A 15,811-nucleotide genomic window follows, 5' to 3' on the forward strand; every position below is an offset into this window, starting at 1 on the left:
AACCAAACAATATATAGGAGTTATTATGACTGAGGTTTCATCTCCAGCTCCACACATGTTAGACAAGGGCGGACGCTCAATCGTAGCACTTATGACCGCACTTCTAGTGGCCATTTTTGCGTTCCAGCTAAACGCATCCATGCTCTCCCCAGCACTCGCCACTATGACACACGAGCTTAAAACAACGGATACGCAAATCGCGCTAACACAAACCGTGTTCTTTACTGCAGCAGCGCTGTTTTCGCTATTCCTACCTCGCTTGGCAGACCTTGTTGGCCGCAAAAAAGTACTTACAGGCATTCTGATTTCAACCATTTTAGGATGCGTGATTAGCGCCATTGCACCAAATGTTACGGTTCTTATGATTGGCCGAATCCTTCAAGGCGCAAGCGGTCCAGTTGTGCCAATGTGCTTGATTATGCTGCGCGTGCGCGTTAGCGAAGAAAAGCGTTACGCAAAGTTGATGGCAATTTTAACGTCTGTAAATGGCGGAATTGCAGGCGTTGACGCACTTGCAGGCGGCTGGCTCGCAGGCAACTTTGGATTTAGATCCGTGTTTTGTACAATGGCTGTAATCGGCGTGATTGCAGTTCTTTTGGTTATATTCCAGACTGAAGAATCGCACGCGCAAGACACTCCTAAGATGGATTGGGTTGGTGTTGTAACGCTTGGCATCGCGTTCTTGGCTGCATATCTTGCGATTAACGAAATCGGCAAGCTTGCTAGCGCCAACTTGACTCTTGTTGCAGTTCTTGTAGTTCTTGCAATCGTTTTCTTTGTAATCTTCTGGAACGTAGAGGGCAAAAACTCCGCTCCGCTTGTTTCTACAAAATATATGAGCCAACGCCGCACTTGGGGATTGCTTTCTTGCACGCTTCTTACAATGACGGGCGTTTTTGCAATCATGAATGGCGTTGTTCCACAGCTTGCACAAGATGTTAAGTCTGGAGCTGCAATGAGCGCAAGTGTGGTTAGCTTTGCAACTCTTACACCTTACGCAATCATTGGCTTTGTGTTTGGTCCTGTTGCTGGCATGCTTGCTGCAAAGTTTGGATACCGACTCGTTTTGCGCGCTGGAATCCTTGTAAGCGTTCTTGGCGTTGTATTTGGAATGTACGTTGCTGAAATGCCTTCTGTTTGCGCTCTTGTAGTGCTTTCTTTGTGGCTTGGAATTAGCTACGCAGGTGTTGCAAACATTATGCTTAACGGCCTTGGAATTGTGCTTTCTCCTAAAGATAATCCTGGATATTTGCCTGGCATGAATGCTGGCGCGTTTAACCTTGGTGCAGGATTGAGCTTTGCGATTCTTTACGCTGTTATGACCAATTTTGCGCAGAACGCTGGAGCAACAACTGGCTACGTTGCTTCGATGATTGCTGGAATCGTGCTGCTTGCGCTAGCGTTTGCATGCTCGTTCTTGATTCCTAAGCCAGAAGATTGCGACTGATAAGCGCTTAGACTGCGCTTGCTCAGGCAGGTAAAATCGCTCGCGAGTTACAGCACACTGTAGCGCGCGAGCGATTTTCCGCTTTTTGTACGTGTTTTAGGTCAAAAATGGTACAAAATGCGGAAGTTTTTTCCGGAGTTTGTACCATTTTTAGGTCAAATTTGGTACAAAATGCGGAAGATTTTTCCAGAGTTTGTACCATTTTTAGGTGGAATGTGGTACAAAAAGCGTCACATCGTTCGCTCGCTCTAAGCGAATGCAGGTCGGAGCGAGTATCACGCACGCTCATGAATGCTTTGCATACGCTCCTCAACAAGCTCTGGCGTCATCGCCTCGTGCACAGCTTCAACAGACTCCATGTTAAGCGCAGCAGCAGCAACCGCGAATCGCCCAGTCTTAGAATTGTCAAAGTGGTTGTATCGCGCGTAAATCAAAGCAGCAGTCGCAGTATCGCTAGAACCGTTGTCGTTGCCAACAGCCTTAGCGCCTTCGGATCCGTTTCCTCTAGAAACAATCATTCTTTGAACGCGCCGCAAAGGAACAGGGTAAAATGCAATTCCTTCCCCAAGAATTCCATACGCAACGCCTTCTCGCCCAGAATTAACAAACACGCGCTTTACTCCGCGCTTAAGCAGCGCCTTTGCGCATTGCACAGCTGACCTTTCGTCTACAGCGCAAATTCCAGTAAGCGCTTGCGATTCTGCAGTGTCTAAAACAAGAGTATCAATGCAATTTAAGCGCGAAAGTATTCTCGTAGCTTTTGCATCCGTTATTGCGCGCACCATAATCGGCTTATGGTAGTTATCGCACACCCATTCAAATGACTTTTGCGAAATGTTTGTGTCGAGCGCAACAATGTCTGCGTTTTCTATGATTGATATTCTTTCACGCAAAAAGTCTGGCGTCATGTAATCGTAGATGCTCATATCGTCTAGTGCCAAAAGCCTTTGACCAGAAGCGTCTCCAACGTACATGTAAGACGCTGTCATTGCGTCTGGCAGCTGCTTTGAGTATCCTATGTCTAGTCCGTTTACAGATGCGTCGATTTTGAACAGTTCGCCATTGTGGTCGCCTCCGTACACAGAGACCAGACTTGCGCGCGTGTTCATCCTCTCTAAAGCAACTGCGATATTTCGCCCAACTCCGCCAAGCGCGTAGCGCACTTTTGCAGCGTTCGACGTGTAGTCCATAAGATCTCCGCACGCGATTCCCAAAACATCCATGCTTATTCCGCCGATTACAGTCACGTAGCTTGGTGGCGTAACAATGTAACCTTTGCCTCTAAGGTATCCCTTGCGAATCAAATTAGAAATGTGCGCAGCCACACCCGATCGCGTAATGCCAGCTAAATCTGCAAGCTCTTGCTGACTAATCATAGGATTCTGCTGAATCCACGACAATATTTGTTGTTCGCGTTCAGTCATCTTTGCCTCGTCTCTCGCGTTTTTACCTTATATCTCTAGAATATTCAAAAATTGTCTTTTTCGCACGTAAATTGTAAAAAATTGTGCGATTTTCTTCTCGATTTTCTTCTAATTGCTCAAAATCGCAGTGCTACTTCCACGAGTAAAGTCTAAAACCGCTCCAGCGAGTTGCATGTGATTTTGCAAAGTCGGGTCGCTTGCAAGAATCGAAGTTGCGCATTGCCTTGCGTCTGCAATAATATGCGCGTCTTTAACAACTCGAAGCAGCTTTAAGCTTGATTTTCCGCCAGATTGACTATCTCCTAAAACGTCTCCAGCGTTTCTAAGCTCCAAGTCTTTTTGCGCGATTACAAAACCATCTAGCGATTCTTCTACAACTTGCAAACGCTCTGCTGCCAACTCGTTGTCTTGAGCTGCAGATACCAGAAAAGCCCATGATTGCGTGCCAGAGCGCCCGACTCTGCCCCTAAGCTGATGAAGCTGCGCAAGCCCGAATCGCTCTGCGTTAAAAATCACTATGCAACTTGCTTTTGCAACGTCTACGCCAACTTCGATTACGGTTGTAGAAACCAAGATTTGCACTTTTCCGCTTTCAAAGTCGCTCATAATTTTGCGCTTCTCGTCGTCGCTTGTGCGCCCTGTAAGCTCAGCAAAATTGACGCCACTAAATTGAGCGAGGTTTTTAAGACGAGTTGAAATTTGCGATACTGTGTGAACTTGAAGATCGGCCTGCGAGTTAACTTGCGAATTAACTTGCGAATCGTTTAATGTATCAGATTCGTATGCGCCAAAATCGCCAGCAACCGCACCATAATGCGAATCGCCATTATCGCCATTATCGCCATTATCACCATCACCGCTATCGTCATCGTCAATTCGCGCACAAACAACGTACGCGCGCTCCCCTGCGTCAATCCTGGAGCGAATGTGGCTAAACATAGCTGCCATTTTTGCAAAATCCAACTCGTTTATAACAAACGTTCGAATCGGCTTGCGGCCGCCTGGAAGCTCCGTTAAGTAAGACGCGTCTAAATCGCCAAACCAAGTCATTGCAGCACTCCTAGGGATTGGCGTAGCCGTCATAACAAGAAGATGAACATCCGCATTATTGCTCATTTTTCGTATAAGCGAATCGCGCTGCTCAACGCCAAATCTGTGTTGCTCGTCGATTATAGCCAGCGCAAGGTTTGTGGGCTTAAAACTGGCGGAAAATGCGGCATGAGTGGCCACTATAATCGCAGGCTCGCCGCTTGCTACTTTTGCCAGGGCGCTTCTTCGATCCGCCAGCTTCATTCCGCCTGTTACAAGCGTAATTTCAACGTTTATATGCGCGCGTGCAATCATTTTGCGCAAATTTTCGGCGTGTTGATGAGCCAGCACTTGAGTTGGCGCAACAAGAACCGCTTGATGGCCCGAACCAACAGCTTGAAGCATTGCGCTCATTGCAACAACCGTTTTTCCAGAGCCGACTTCTCCTTGCAAAAGGCGACGCATTGGTTTTAATGGCGATTCGTCGGTTGCTTGCAATTCGCCTGATAGTGCGGCTGCTTGCGAATCATCGGCTGCTTGCGATTCGCCTTGCGCGCCTTGCATATCTTCCGTAATCTCGCTAATAACGTTTTTTTGGCCTTCCGTCAACGCAAATGGCAAACTTTCTTCAAATTGATGCCTTAAAGCACTATTTTTGCATTTGTAAGCTGAGCCTAGGCGCGAATTCTCGCGAGATTGCAAAACAGCGATTTGAGATATAAACGCTTCTTCAAAGCGCATTGTGTTGATTGCGCGCGCAAAATCCTCTTTGTTTTGCGGATTGTGGATTGATTCAAACGCATCCGCGCGGTGCATAAGATTTTTACTTACGATTACGGATTGTGGAAGAATGTCTGGCAGGGATTCAGGAAGAGATTCGGGTAAGGATTCAGGCAAGGATTCAGGCAAGGATTCAGGCGCAAAATCGCCACTATCGCAACTCTTAAAAAGTTGCAATAATCCTAAAATCGTCTCATGAATATGGTCGCTAGAAATTCGCGAATTTGCGTGGTAAATCGGCCGAGGAGCGCATAACTTTTCAAACGCTTCTTCAACACTTTGCGCAGTAAAATCGCCAGAAGATGTTCCAACAGACGCGCTAGACTTCTCATCGTTGCTCGCATTGCTATCGTTGCTCGACTTCTCATCATCACTACGCGCCGCCAAAACGCTTATAACTTGCGGATGCGTAAATTGCAAAACGCCATTAAACGCACCGCTCGTGCCGCCCACAACAACGGTTTGACCAACGCTCATGCGGCTACCAACCCATTGCGCATATTGTCTGCTTTTTGAAAAATAGACGATTTGAGCGCGCGAGGCATCTTGCGAAACGTTTACGTCTAGGCGGTACCCTCTTCGCGCATTCATTTGCACTATGTTTATGGACTGTATAATCGCACAAAACGCCACTTCTTGACCTGGCAAAATTTGGCTTAAATGCGTGCGTTTTAGCGGATTTGTGACTCTAAACGGGTAGTACGTTAGCGCGTCTTTTACTGTGACTACACCTAGCGATTTTAAGGCAGACACGCGGCGCTTGTTGCCTACGATTGACGATATTGCTGTGTTAAGTGTTATGCGTGCTGCCATACTTCGATTATAATCGTTGCGCTACGCTTTAAGCGCGCCGTAACGCTCGCACAACTTTCCGCACTTTGTAGCTCAAAACAGCGTATAGGACTACAAAATCCGTCAAACAACTCCGCACTTTGTACCAAATTCGACCCAAAACACGTACAAAAAGCGGAAATGTAGCGCGCGCGGTCTAAGCGCGAAGGCAGGTCGGAGCGAACAAAAAAAGCCCCGAGCACTGCTCAGGGCCTTACATTTAACACGCGATTCACGCTTCAACACGCTGAACCTTGCCTGCCTTAATGCATTTTACGCACACACGAAGGCGAACATTTTCGCCATCAATGGTGGTGCGAACTGGCTGAAGGTTCGGGCGGAAGGTGCGCTTATTGCGAATGTGCGAATGTGAAACACTGAAACCGGTCTGCGGTCCCTTGCCACATACTGCGCAACGAGCTGCCATAATGGACTCCTATTTTCTTTGACTTGCAAGTCTTGCGTCGCTCATCCATGCAAATCCAAACGCGACTAACCGACGCTAAATCGCATAAACAAATAAGCATGCTTGAACGCACAACTACACAAGTATATCACTACGCCAGACATTACAGCGCGCACGGCTTGCCATCAATCAAGATGCGCGAATTTTGGCGCAAATCCGCAACATTCTTACATCCAAGCAGCGCCATAATCACGCGAATCTGCGCCTTCCAATCCTCAATTTGATCAACAAGCGCATCCTGTCCACCGCAAGTGAGCGTATGCAAGAACTCGCCCGCAACTCCAACCGCGCTCGACCCAAGCTTTAGCGCGCGCACAACATCAAGCGGCGTACGCACTCCTCCGCTTGCAAACACTTGCATTTGCGCACTATCGCAAGCTGCCGCTGAATCGCAAGCAGCCGCACAATCGCAAGAATCGCAAGAATCGCGCAAAATCTCATCGCATTGCGCTATATCCAGCAACGACTCAACAGTGGTAAGCCCCCAAGAATCAAGGAACTCGTAGCCGCGCACACCCCCACGCCTTGCATTTTCAATCGCAACAAAATTCGTGCCGCCGCGCCCACCAACGTCCACAGCGCGCACGCCCACATTTTGCAACCGCAGAACATCCCCAGCGCTCATTCCGCATCCAGTTTCCTTAACAACAACTGGCACTTTCATTGAGTCAAGCGCGCGCGCAATGGCCTCAATATTGCTAAGCCACGCACTAAAATCGCGGTCTCCTTCGCTCATAACAAGCTCCTGCGCCGCGTTAAGGTGGATTTGCAACGCGTTTGCTTGCAAAATTTCCACAGCTTTAATCGCCTGCTCAACGCTTGCCCCAGCACTTACATTAGCCATCACAAATCCGCGCGGATTAAAGCGCCGAATCACGCTGAAAGTCTCCGCAAGACGCGGATTTTTAAGCGCTGCGCTTAGCGAGCCAGAGGCCATTGCTACACCAGTTTTTGCCGCCACTTTTGCAAGCATTGCGTTTATATTTTCGCCATTCTTGCTGCCGCCCGTCATTGCGTTAATGTACAACGGAACGTCCCATTTTGCGGATTCTCCAAACACGCTCACGCTTGTATCTACATCGCTTAGCGCCAATTGCGGCAACGCGTTTGGAATAAATCGCACGCATTCAAAGCCAGCATCCGCGCGCGCTTTATATTGTTCGCACGCAAGTTTTATGTGATCGTTTTTGCGTTGCTCGATAAGCGAAAAATCGCCACTTTCATCAATTTCTGCGACTTTCAGATTAAGCGCTTCAATCCCACTTTTTTGCCATTCGTCTTTAATGCGAGCAAACACGGCATCAAAATCTTGCGCACGCGCAATCGCGATTCCGCAATCTCCGCCGCCTGCGCCGCTTGTTTTGGATGGCAATCCTGCACTGTTGGCAACTTCGATTAGCTGCGTAAGTTTTGGTGTTTCGATTAGTGTTCCCGTGATTTCGCCAAGATCTTTTAGCAACGCACGATTTTGCGCGAATCCGCTTAACAACGCGCTAAAGTCCCCATTTTCTAGCGCATTTGCGATTTTTTGCACGCATTTTTCGCTTTGCACGCAAAAATCTTCGTAAGTTTTAGCGTAAGTCTTAGCGTGCTCGCGCGCGGTTAAATCACTAGTTGCCGCGCCAGCCTTAACGCCAGCCTTCACACTTCCAACAAGCTCCGCGCTACTTGCAGGGCTCCCCGTCCAGCCAACTAAAAGTCGCAAGCCGCCGCCCACTTTTAAGCGTTTTACAACAAACCGCGGCCACTTTTTTTGCAACAACTCGTGTAGGCTTGAGTCGCCGCTTTCAATCATTTCTACTTCCGCTTTAAGCCATTCGCGATTGTACGCGCGGTACAATACCCATCCGCCGTATGCGCTGGCTGCCACGTCTCCGCCGCTTCCCGACTTTTTTACTAGCGAAGACGCGATTATGGCCAATTTGCACAATTCTGGCGTTGCAAGCGTTAATCCGTACCATTTGCACAGCGCGCGCACAGCCGCCACCGTTACTGCAGCCGAAGATCCAAGCCCGTATTTTTTGCCTGTTTTTTTATCGTCTAAATCGCTTTCAATGTGTACGTTATATTCGCGCGCGCAACCCAGTGCTTCCGCCGCACCCAACGCGCCCATCTCGCGCGCATATTCATCTACAACGTTCATTGCAGAAATCACGTACGCGTAGTATTTTTTAATTTTTTCTACATTAGTTTGTTCTAGAGAATCGTTGGTTGCTGGCGATTCTTCCGCTGGCAAATCGCAAGCAACCGAGCGCGAATCGCATCCGCATCCATCATTTTTATCTAAAATAAATTCCTTGTTATTGCCAAAACGCGTGCCGCAACCATTGCCGCAACCATTGCCGCCGCCAAACTTCCAATATAACGGCTCAAAATTTTTATCCTCACACGTAATTTTTCCGTAAAAATTCCTGCCGTAAAAATTCCTACTACGTGCGCCATTTTCAAGAAAATCACAAGCTCCAGCCGCATCAACCGTAACTTTTACATAACGATTCACGGCTGTTACGATTGCAGCTCTTCCATCTACAACAGCGTATTCGCCTGCTATATAAAGCTTTCCAGGAGCTGCCGCTTGAAATTTAGTCATGATTTTCTCCGTACAACCTTACTTTAACCGCATCGCCTGGGCGCGCAATAACAAACTGCGGATTGGATTCCGCCGACTCCGCTGATTCAACAGATTCCGCCAAATCCACATGAGGCAAATCCGCAAAATCCGCCGATTTCTGCGACTCGTGCAAACTCTTAATCTCACTCAACACGCGCAACCTCAACTCGTTTTTAACGCGCAAAACTTGCTCCGCACTAGTTAAAACCTTAACATTTGGACCTGCGTCCATTGTAGCCCAAACAGGCCACCCCTCGCCGCGCATTTGATGCACAACTTTAAGCACGGCGTGCGATTCTTCGCTAAGGTAGTCAACGCTAGGATTGGCCGCGCGCATAGCAGCATGCATTCCTAAAGCGTTTCGCTCCGAAACCTCGCCCAACGCCTCTAAATCGCAGTTTTTAATCGCTTGCAAAGCCGTTGCAATGTCATCTTTACAACTTTCAATCCAACTTTTATAAAGCGGCGATGTTTCAACCGTTTGACGCATTGCTTTGCGGCTCGAAATCTTCTTTTTGCTTGGATTCAAAACAACAGCCACCATTGCAAGATTCAAATCTTTTGGCGATTCAATTGGCTCCGCATAACTTGTTTCGCTACTCACGCCCGCGTTCCACAACACCAATCCGCCATAAATCGACCTGCATGCCGACCCCGACCCTTTGCGCGCTAAAATCGAAAGTTCGCGCGCGTTTAACCTAAGACCAGCCGCATACGCTGAAGCCGCCGCTAGCGCTGCAAAACCCGAGGCGCTAGATGCAAGACCTGCAGCCGTTGGAACCGTGTTTTTGCTTACGACTCGCGCATGGCTTTCAATTCCAGCCATTTTCCGCACCATGTCTAGCATTCTTACGATTCGCGCGCGCTCTTCGCTTTGCAATAAATCGCCACTAAGCTCTGTGTTGTTTAAGCAAACGGAGTCTTCTTTTAGAAAATCGTCAAAATGCACGCTAGTTTTTGTGAAAAATCCGCCTAAAGTCAAAGATAGCGAGGAAGAATACGGCAAAATAAGCTGCTCGTCACGCTTTCCCCAATACTTAATTAGCGCAATATTTGCGTTTGCTTCCGTGATTGCGCAATGCGTTTGCATCGACTCGTCAAACGCTATTTTTGGCTCAATTTCAACGTTTTCCACAATAACCTTTCTATAACCTTTCTAACTGCCGATTTCCACAATCCACGTTTTGGCAGCACCTGCACGCTCTAAAGCCAGCGCCACTTTAAGCACATCCTCGTAGTTTTGCGCAAGCGCGATAACGCATCCGCCACCGCCGCCTCCAGTCAGTTTTGCTCCCAAAGCACCACTTTTGCACGCAGCACTAACCAACTCGTCTAATAGTGGCGTACTCACGCCTAATTGCGCAAGAATCTTGTGAACGCGGCTCATCTTAAGCCCAATTTCCAGCGGCTGCCCAAGCTCTAAGTCATCTTGCGCGCTAATAGCAATTTTCCCAAGCTGCTCTAGCATCGCATCAACCGCATGCGGATTCAAATCGCGCTTTTTGCGCAATGCTTCAACCGTATCGCGCGTTTGACCCTTGCATCCCGAATCAGCCAAAACAAGCCACGCGTGCAATCGTATATTTATGTTGCTAAATTCGCCACACAAAAATCGCACCGCGCGCGCCGAAGCAGTAGCCTTAGCGTCTAATCCCGATGCCTTTCCATGAGCAACATTTTCCGCCTCCTGCGTAAGCGCAAAAAGCTGATCCTCGCTGGCTTCAATCGCATAATAGCCTAGAATCGCGCGAATTACAGCACCTGCAGCTGCAGCCGACGACCCCAATCCTCGCTCTGGTGGAAAATCGCAAGCTGTTTCCACTTGTAACGCTTCGCCGCGCCAATTCGCAAATTGCAAAGCCTTATAAATCGCGGTTTTAATGGAGTTCAAACGCTTTGGCGCATTTTTTAATGGCCCGCAAAAATCCAACGCTTTAAGCGTTACGTAACTTTGAGCAAGCTCTTGCAAGCTGTTTTTATTAGGATTATTTTCGATTTGTGCAACTAGCTCGTCGGCTGCTTGCGACTTTTGCGCACCTGCGTTTAATTCGTTTTCTGCATTTTGTGTGTTTAATGCGTTTTCTGCGTTTGCGCTACTAACTGTTGCGCGCATCTTAAGATTTTTCAGCGGAAGAGCCACTGCACTGTAGCCATAAACAACCGAATGCTCACCAAAAAGAATTACTTTTGCGCAAGTCTGACCAACGCCAATGCGATTATGTACGCGATTTTTCGCGCGCTCATTATTGCAATCACACGGATTAGACGCGTGGCGATTCGCTAAAGTGTTGCACTCAGTCACTAATCCTCCTTTGCGACGCACTGGTTCACTTATTAGCATTGCATAATTATTGGCATTGCATAATTGCGCAAATGCTCGCTTTTGCATGTTAAGTCTATTTATCAACTTTTATAATTTAGTAGCTAAAACGATTCAACACCACGATTTGCGCAATACGCACACAACACATTCACATTTCCCGAATTTTGTTTCTCTAATTAGCGTGTTCAACAACAAAACACGGAAAACAACTCCGCATTTTGTACCAAATTTGACCTAAATCACGTACAAAAAGCGTCAACCATTTCCGCACTTTGTACCAAATTTGACCCAAATCACGTACAAAAAGCGTCAACCATTTCCGCACTTTGTACCAAATTTGACCCAAATCACGTACAAAAAGCGGAAATGTAGGTCGTCGCGAACAAAAAAAGCTCCGCGCAAGTCGCAGCAAGTAAAACTCACCACAATTCGCACAGAGCCAATGCTTAAGATCAATCCAAATGGATTGCCTCCCATCGCAAATTCCGCAAAATCACAAGCAATCGCAAAATCACAATAACTTGCAAGAACTCACAAAACCCACGTGGGAAGCTGGAACACGTTTAACTACTCAGCTACAACCTTAACAGTAAAGGAAGCGCTGATTTCTGGGTGAAGAGCCACAGTTGCTGGGAATTCGCCAGTGGTCTTGATTGCAGCAACGCTAATAGCGCGTGCTTCAACGGCGGCCTTTGGTGCCAAAGCAGCAGCAATCTTATCGGCGGAAATACCACCGAAGAGCTTGCCAGACTCGCTCACCTTAGCGGCGATTTCTACAACAGTGCCTTCGATTGCGGCCTTAGCTGCAACAGCCTCTTCGCGAGTGGCAACAGCCTTAGCCAAGCGTGCGCGACGCATCTCTTCAATCTGGGAAGCAGCGCCCTTATTCCACGCAAAGGCCAAGCCCTGTGGAATCAAGTAGTTACGTGCGTAACCAGCCTTAACAGTAATAACGTCACCCGAGTGACCCAAGTTTGCAACGGTCTTGGTGAGAATAACCTTGGTTTCTGCCATGTTCTTATCCTCTCAATCAGCGACCAGTGGTGGCGTATGGGAGCAAAGCCATCTCGCGAGCGTTCTTAACGGCCTTCGCGATCTTGCGCTGTTCCTGTACGGTTACACCAGTAATACGACGGGAACGAATCTTGCCGCGGTCCGAAACGAACTTACGCAACAAAGCAACGTCCTTGTAATCAATTTCAGTAATCTTGGCAGCCTTCAAAGGATTTGGCTTCTTCTTAAAAGGCTTGACCGGTGGTTGCGGCCTCTTACGTGACATAGGATGTCCTCTCTTAAATGCGTTAAACTTTTGTTTTTGTTTATACGCTAAACTGATGTTTTTAATTGTAAAGTCGTATTTAGATTTTTACCAGCATTAGTTTTACAAGCAATAAGTCACATTCGCTAAACTATCTGCCCTAAAGCAGCGGCGACTAGACGCCATTAGCGCGCGCATAAAACTAGAAAAACTAGAACTCTGGCTCTTCGTCTGTTCCACCAAAATCGGAGCTAGCTCCAAACGTTGCAAATCCGCCATTTGATGGAGCAGAAGCACTCCACGGGTCTTCAACGTTTACGCCCTGATTAGCGCCATTTTGCGCATTCATTCCAGCACCAGCAGCCGCACTATTTGCATAATTCGCGCCGCCAGCATAACCGCCAGTGTATCCACCAGCATTCATACCAGCTCCAGCGCCAGCGCCCTGATTGAATCCGCCATTGTTCCCAGCAAAACCGCCCTTCGAGCTCAAACGATTAACCTGAGCGGTTGCAAAACGCAAGGATGGCCCAATCTCATCAATCATCAAATCAATGCTGTATCGTTTTTCGTTGCTGTTTTTATCAACGTAGTTGTTTGCACGCAACCTACCCTGAATAATAACGCGCATTCCCTTAGTAAGTGTTTGTGCGCAATGCTCAGCTAAGTCGCCCCATGCAACGCATCTAAGCGATAATGGCGTGCCGTTAACGTAGCTGTTTGTTCTTCTGTCAAAAGTAGAGGAATTAGAAACAATCGTAAAAGACGTTCTAACACTACCGTTGGAACTGGTAGCAGTTTCTGGCTCTTTAGCCAAATTACCAATCACAGTTATAACAGTTTCTCCAGCCATCGCGGCCTCTTTTCTATTAAGACTTGGAACAATTTCGTGGAACAATTTAGAGCAAATCCAATTTGGCTATTTGACTATTTGACTATAAATTAATCAAACTAATCTAAATAAAATTTTGGATATTGTCCCTAAACTTTTGACTTTACTTTGCTTTACTTTGCGTCCTTGCGAAGAATCTTCGTGCGGACTACAGATTCGTTAAGGTTCAAAACACGGTCAAGCTCGTCGCTAAGAGCTGGCTCGGCAGTGTAATTCACTACAACGTAGTTACCTTCGTTCTTGCCATCAATCTCGTAAGCAAGCTTACGGCGACCCCAATAGTCGGTGCCATCAACGGAACCGCCCTCTTTGGTGACAAGCTCAAGATACTGCTCGGTCAACTTCTTAAGACCGCGCTCGTCAAGCTCTGGATCGGCAATGAACATCAGTTCATACTTGTGTGCAGACATCACCCACCTCCTTCGGACTATTCGGCTGCGGGCTTTCCACAGCAGGAGTGTGTTTGCAAAATCGTTCGTAAATCAAGTTATTACACAATTTATTACGCGATTATTACGCAATAATTTTTGCATATTTAATTTTACGAACAACCTACTAAGTCTACATCATGCTTGCGACTCACCGCCGCGCAGCTAATCAACAACACTAATGAGCGTAAATATTCCTGTGCTTCATGTCTTCTGGAAGCGCGTTTCTAAGCGAAACAAGCGACCCGGACCTAAACACGGACCTAATTCCAGCAGCCAAAAGAGGCGCAATCGAAAGAACCGTCATATTTTCTAAGCGCTTTTCTTCGGGAACAGGAACTGTATCCGTTAAAATGATTTCGCGCGCGCCGCAACTTTTAAGTCGCTCTACTGCAGGGCCAGATAGCAGCGCATGAGTTGCAACCAAAGTAACGGATTTTGCACCAGCGCCTTTAAGTGTGCGCACAGCTTCGCAAATCGTGCCAGCCGTATCAATCATATCGTCTACAACAATGCAATCGCGGCCTTGAATATCTCCAATAATTCCATGCGCTTCCGCGTGATTTGGCCTTGTTATATCGCGCGTTTTGTGAATAAACGCTAATGGCAATCCGCCAAGCTTTGCAGCCCATTGCTCCGAAACTTTGATTCGCCCTGCATCTGGAGAAACAATCGTAGTGTTTTCTAGGCTCATAGTGTTGCGAACGTAGTCAATCAAAACTGGCATAGCCGTTAAGTGGTCCACAGGACCGTCGAAGAATCCCTGCTCTTGAGCAGCGTGCATGTCTACAGTAAGAATTCTTGTAGCTCCAGCAGATCGGAACAGGTCAAACATAAGTCGCGCTGTAATTGGCTCGCGGCCTTGATGCTTTTTGTCTTGACGCGAATACCCAAAGAAAGGCGCAACAACGTTTATGCTTCTAGCGGATGCTCTCCTTAAAGAATCCACCATAAGCAGCTGCTCCATAATCCAATTGTTGATTGGATCTGTGTGCGCTTGCAAAACAAAAACGTCTGCACCTCGAACTGGCTGCGTAAAACGCACATACATCTCACCGTTTGCAAAATCGTAGGCAGTTGTTTCCAGCACGTCTATTCCAAGGTAGTTGGCGGTTTCTTCCGCAAGTTGCGGATACGCTCTACCCGTTACAAGCATCATTTGCTTTTTTGGAGTGCCTTCAAGAATTGTTGACATATTTGCCTTCCCGTTTGCAAAATCTGTAAAAACGCATACGCGACTATTTTAGCAGCATACAACGCCACTACTCAAATGCGCGAACAACCTGCTGCGCACTTCCATACGAGCTTTGTGCTCCAAATCCCATTGCTGCATACGCCGAAACGTAAGTGGCAACTTGCGCGCTTTGCGCTAGACTAAATCCAGCAGCAAGTCCTGCTAAAACGGTTCCCATAAACGCGTCTCCGCAGCCCGTTGTGTCTACTGCTTTAACGCGTTGAGGGCAAATTCGCACAGCCTTTTTGCCATCTTGCGCAGCGTAGTCTAAAACAACCGATCCTTCTGCACCAAGCGTTACAACCGCCTCGTCAAAACCATACTCGTGCATAATGCGCGCAGCGTCGTGCCAGTCAAAATCATCCCAATTTCCGTCTTCTGGCTCGCTAATTTTAAGCAATTGCGCCATCTCGTGCTCGTTTACAAGAAGGATGCTTGCGTTTTCAATCAACTCGCGTGGCAGCTCGCTTACAAAAGGCGAATTATTTAGCAAAACTTTTACGCCAGCCGCACACGCAATTTTTGCCGCCGCCGTTACGGTTTCCATTGGGCTTTCTAGGCATAATCCTAAAACGCTTGCGCTGCAAATTGCTTGCTTAATATTGTTTTGGCTAATGTATTCCACGCTCACTTTTGCATTAGACCCTGGAGCGTAAACGATTGTGTTTTCGCCACCTTTTGCGTCTACTGTTATTACTGTTGCGCCACTTTTTACGCCTTCTACGCGCAAAATTCTAGACGTGTCTACTCCAGCAGATTCTAGCGTGTTTAGTAGGAATTTTGCATTTTCATCGCTGCCTACCGCGCCAAACATTTGCACGTTCGCGCCGATTTTCGCTGCAGAAACGGCCTGATTCCCCGATTTTCCGCCTGGAAGAACGCGCAAATCACTGCCATTTACTGTTTCTCCAGGATTTGGAAGACGATCTGCAACTATTGTGTAATCTGCGTTCATGGAGCCTACTACAGCAACGTTATTGCTTGATTCGCCTACCTTTTTTAGCGCGCTAGCAAGCATTTCGCCGCTTAGTGGCGTAGTCTTTTCCATCATAAATCCTTTCGTAAAATTCCATTAATTCGTGATTTAA

13 protein-coding genes are annotated in these 15,811 nt (G+C 47.5%); 1 reads left to right on the forward strand and 12 read right to left on the reverse strand.

Annotated elements, in window-relative coordinates:
* Positions 1–25 precede the first annotated feature (25 nt).
* Positions 26–1,447 (forward strand): MFS transporter, encoded by a 1,422-nt coding sequence (locus HXT36_RS03515; RefSeq protein WP_020758532.1) that lies wholly within the window; start codon positions 26–28, stop codon positions 1,445–1,447.
* 275 nt (positions 1,448–1,722) lie between these two features.
* Here HXT36_RS03515 and HXT36_RS03520 read toward each other — a convergent pair whose 3' ends face one another.
* The 12 genes from HXT36_RS03520 to HXT36_RS03575 all read right to left on the reverse strand — a co-directional run bounded on the left by HXT36_RS03520 (position 1,723) and on the right by HXT36_RS03575 (position 15,774).
* Positions 1,723–2,871, reverse strand: coding sequence for a PfkB family carbohydrate kinase (locus tag HXT36_RS03520; RefSeq protein ID WP_020757721.1), 1,149 nt, complete (start codon positions 2,869–2,871; stop codon positions 1,723–1,725).
* A 108-nt stretch (positions 2,872–2,979) separates the two neighbouring features.
* Positions 2,980–5,493, reverse strand: coding sequence for an ATP-dependent DNA helicase RecG (locus HXT36_RS03525; RefSeq protein ID WP_421778579.1), 2,514 nt, complete (start codon positions 5,491–5,493; stop codon positions 2,980–2,982).
* Positions 5,494–5,743: 250 nt separating this feature from the next.
* The gene (gene rpmB, locus HXT36_RS03530) at positions 5,744–5,938 is read right to left on the reverse strand and encodes a 50S ribosomal protein L28 (RefSeq protein WP_004105392.1); all 195 of its coding nucleotides are present in this window, start codon (positions 5,936–5,938) and stop codon (positions 5,744–5,746) included.
* Between the two features lie 142 nt (positions 5,939–6,080).
* Positions 6,081–8,567: a type 2 isopentenyl-diphosphate Delta-isomerase gene (fni, locus tag HXT36_RS03535; protein ID WP_421778580.1), complete on the reverse strand. Its 2,487-nt coding sequence runs from the start codon at positions 8,565–8,567 to the stop codon at positions 6,081–6,083.
* Positions 8,560–9,723, reverse strand: a complete 1,164-nt coding sequence (gene mvaD, locus HXT36_RS03540) for a diphosphomevalonate decarboxylase (protein WP_421778581.1) — start codon at positions 9,721–9,723, stop codon at positions 8,560–8,562. Before mvaD ends, fni begins: the two co-directional genes overlap by 8 nt.
* Before the next feature lie 21 nt (positions 9,724–9,744).
* On the reverse strand, positions 9,745–10,890 hold the full coding sequence (gene mvk / locus HXT36_RS03545; protein ID WP_421778582.1) for a mevalonate kinase: 1,146 nt from the start codon (positions 10,888–10,890) through the stop codon (positions 9,745–9,747).
* Positions 10,891–11,478: 588 nt separating this feature from the next.
* Positions 11,479–11,925 carry a 50S ribosomal protein L9 gene (gene rplI / locus HXT36_RS03550; protein WP_410294007.1) on the reverse strand — a complete coding sequence of 149 codons (447 nt, stop codon included), beginning with the start codon at positions 11,923–11,925 and terminating at the stop codon, positions 11,479–11,481.
* Between the two features lie 16 nt (positions 11,926–11,941).
* Positions 11,942–12,190: a 30S ribosomal protein S18 gene (rpsR, locus tag HXT36_RS03555; RefSeq protein ID WP_004105399.1), complete on the reverse strand. Its 249-nt coding sequence runs from the start codon at positions 12,188–12,190 to the stop codon at positions 11,942–11,944.
* 190 nt (positions 12,191–12,380) lie between these two features.
* The gene (gene ssb, locus HXT36_RS03560; RefSeq protein WP_016806626.1) at positions 12,381–13,022 is read right to left on the reverse strand and encodes a single-stranded DNA-binding protein; all 642 of its coding nucleotides are present in this window, start codon (positions 13,020–13,022) and stop codon (positions 12,381–12,383) included.
* A gap of 152 nt (positions 13,023–13,174) precedes the next feature.
* A complete protein-coding gene (gene rpsF / locus HXT36_RS03565; RefSeq protein ID WP_004131822.1) occupies positions 13,175–13,471 on the reverse strand; it encodes a 30S ribosomal protein S6 in 297 nt (98 codons plus the stop codon).
* Between the two features lie 196 nt (positions 13,472–13,667).
* Positions 13,668–14,684 carry a ribose-phosphate diphosphokinase gene (locus HXT36_RS03570; RefSeq protein ID WP_016794614.1) on the reverse strand — a complete coding sequence of 339 codons (1,017 nt, stop codon included), beginning with the start codon at positions 14,682–14,684 and terminating at the stop codon, positions 13,668–13,670.
* A 67-nt stretch (positions 14,685–14,751) separates the two neighbouring features.
* On the reverse strand, positions 14,752–15,774 hold the full coding sequence (locus HXT36_RS03575; protein WP_421778583.1) for a ribokinase: 1,023 nt from the start codon (positions 15,772–15,774) through the stop codon (positions 14,752–14,754).
* Positions 15,775–15,811: the final 37 nt, after the last annotated feature.

Source organism: Gardnerella sp. DNF01144 (assembly GCF_049244245.1).
Lineage (GTDB): Bacteria > Actinomycetota > Actinomycetes > Actinomycetales > Bifidobacteriaceae > Bifidobacterium > Bifidobacterium piotii.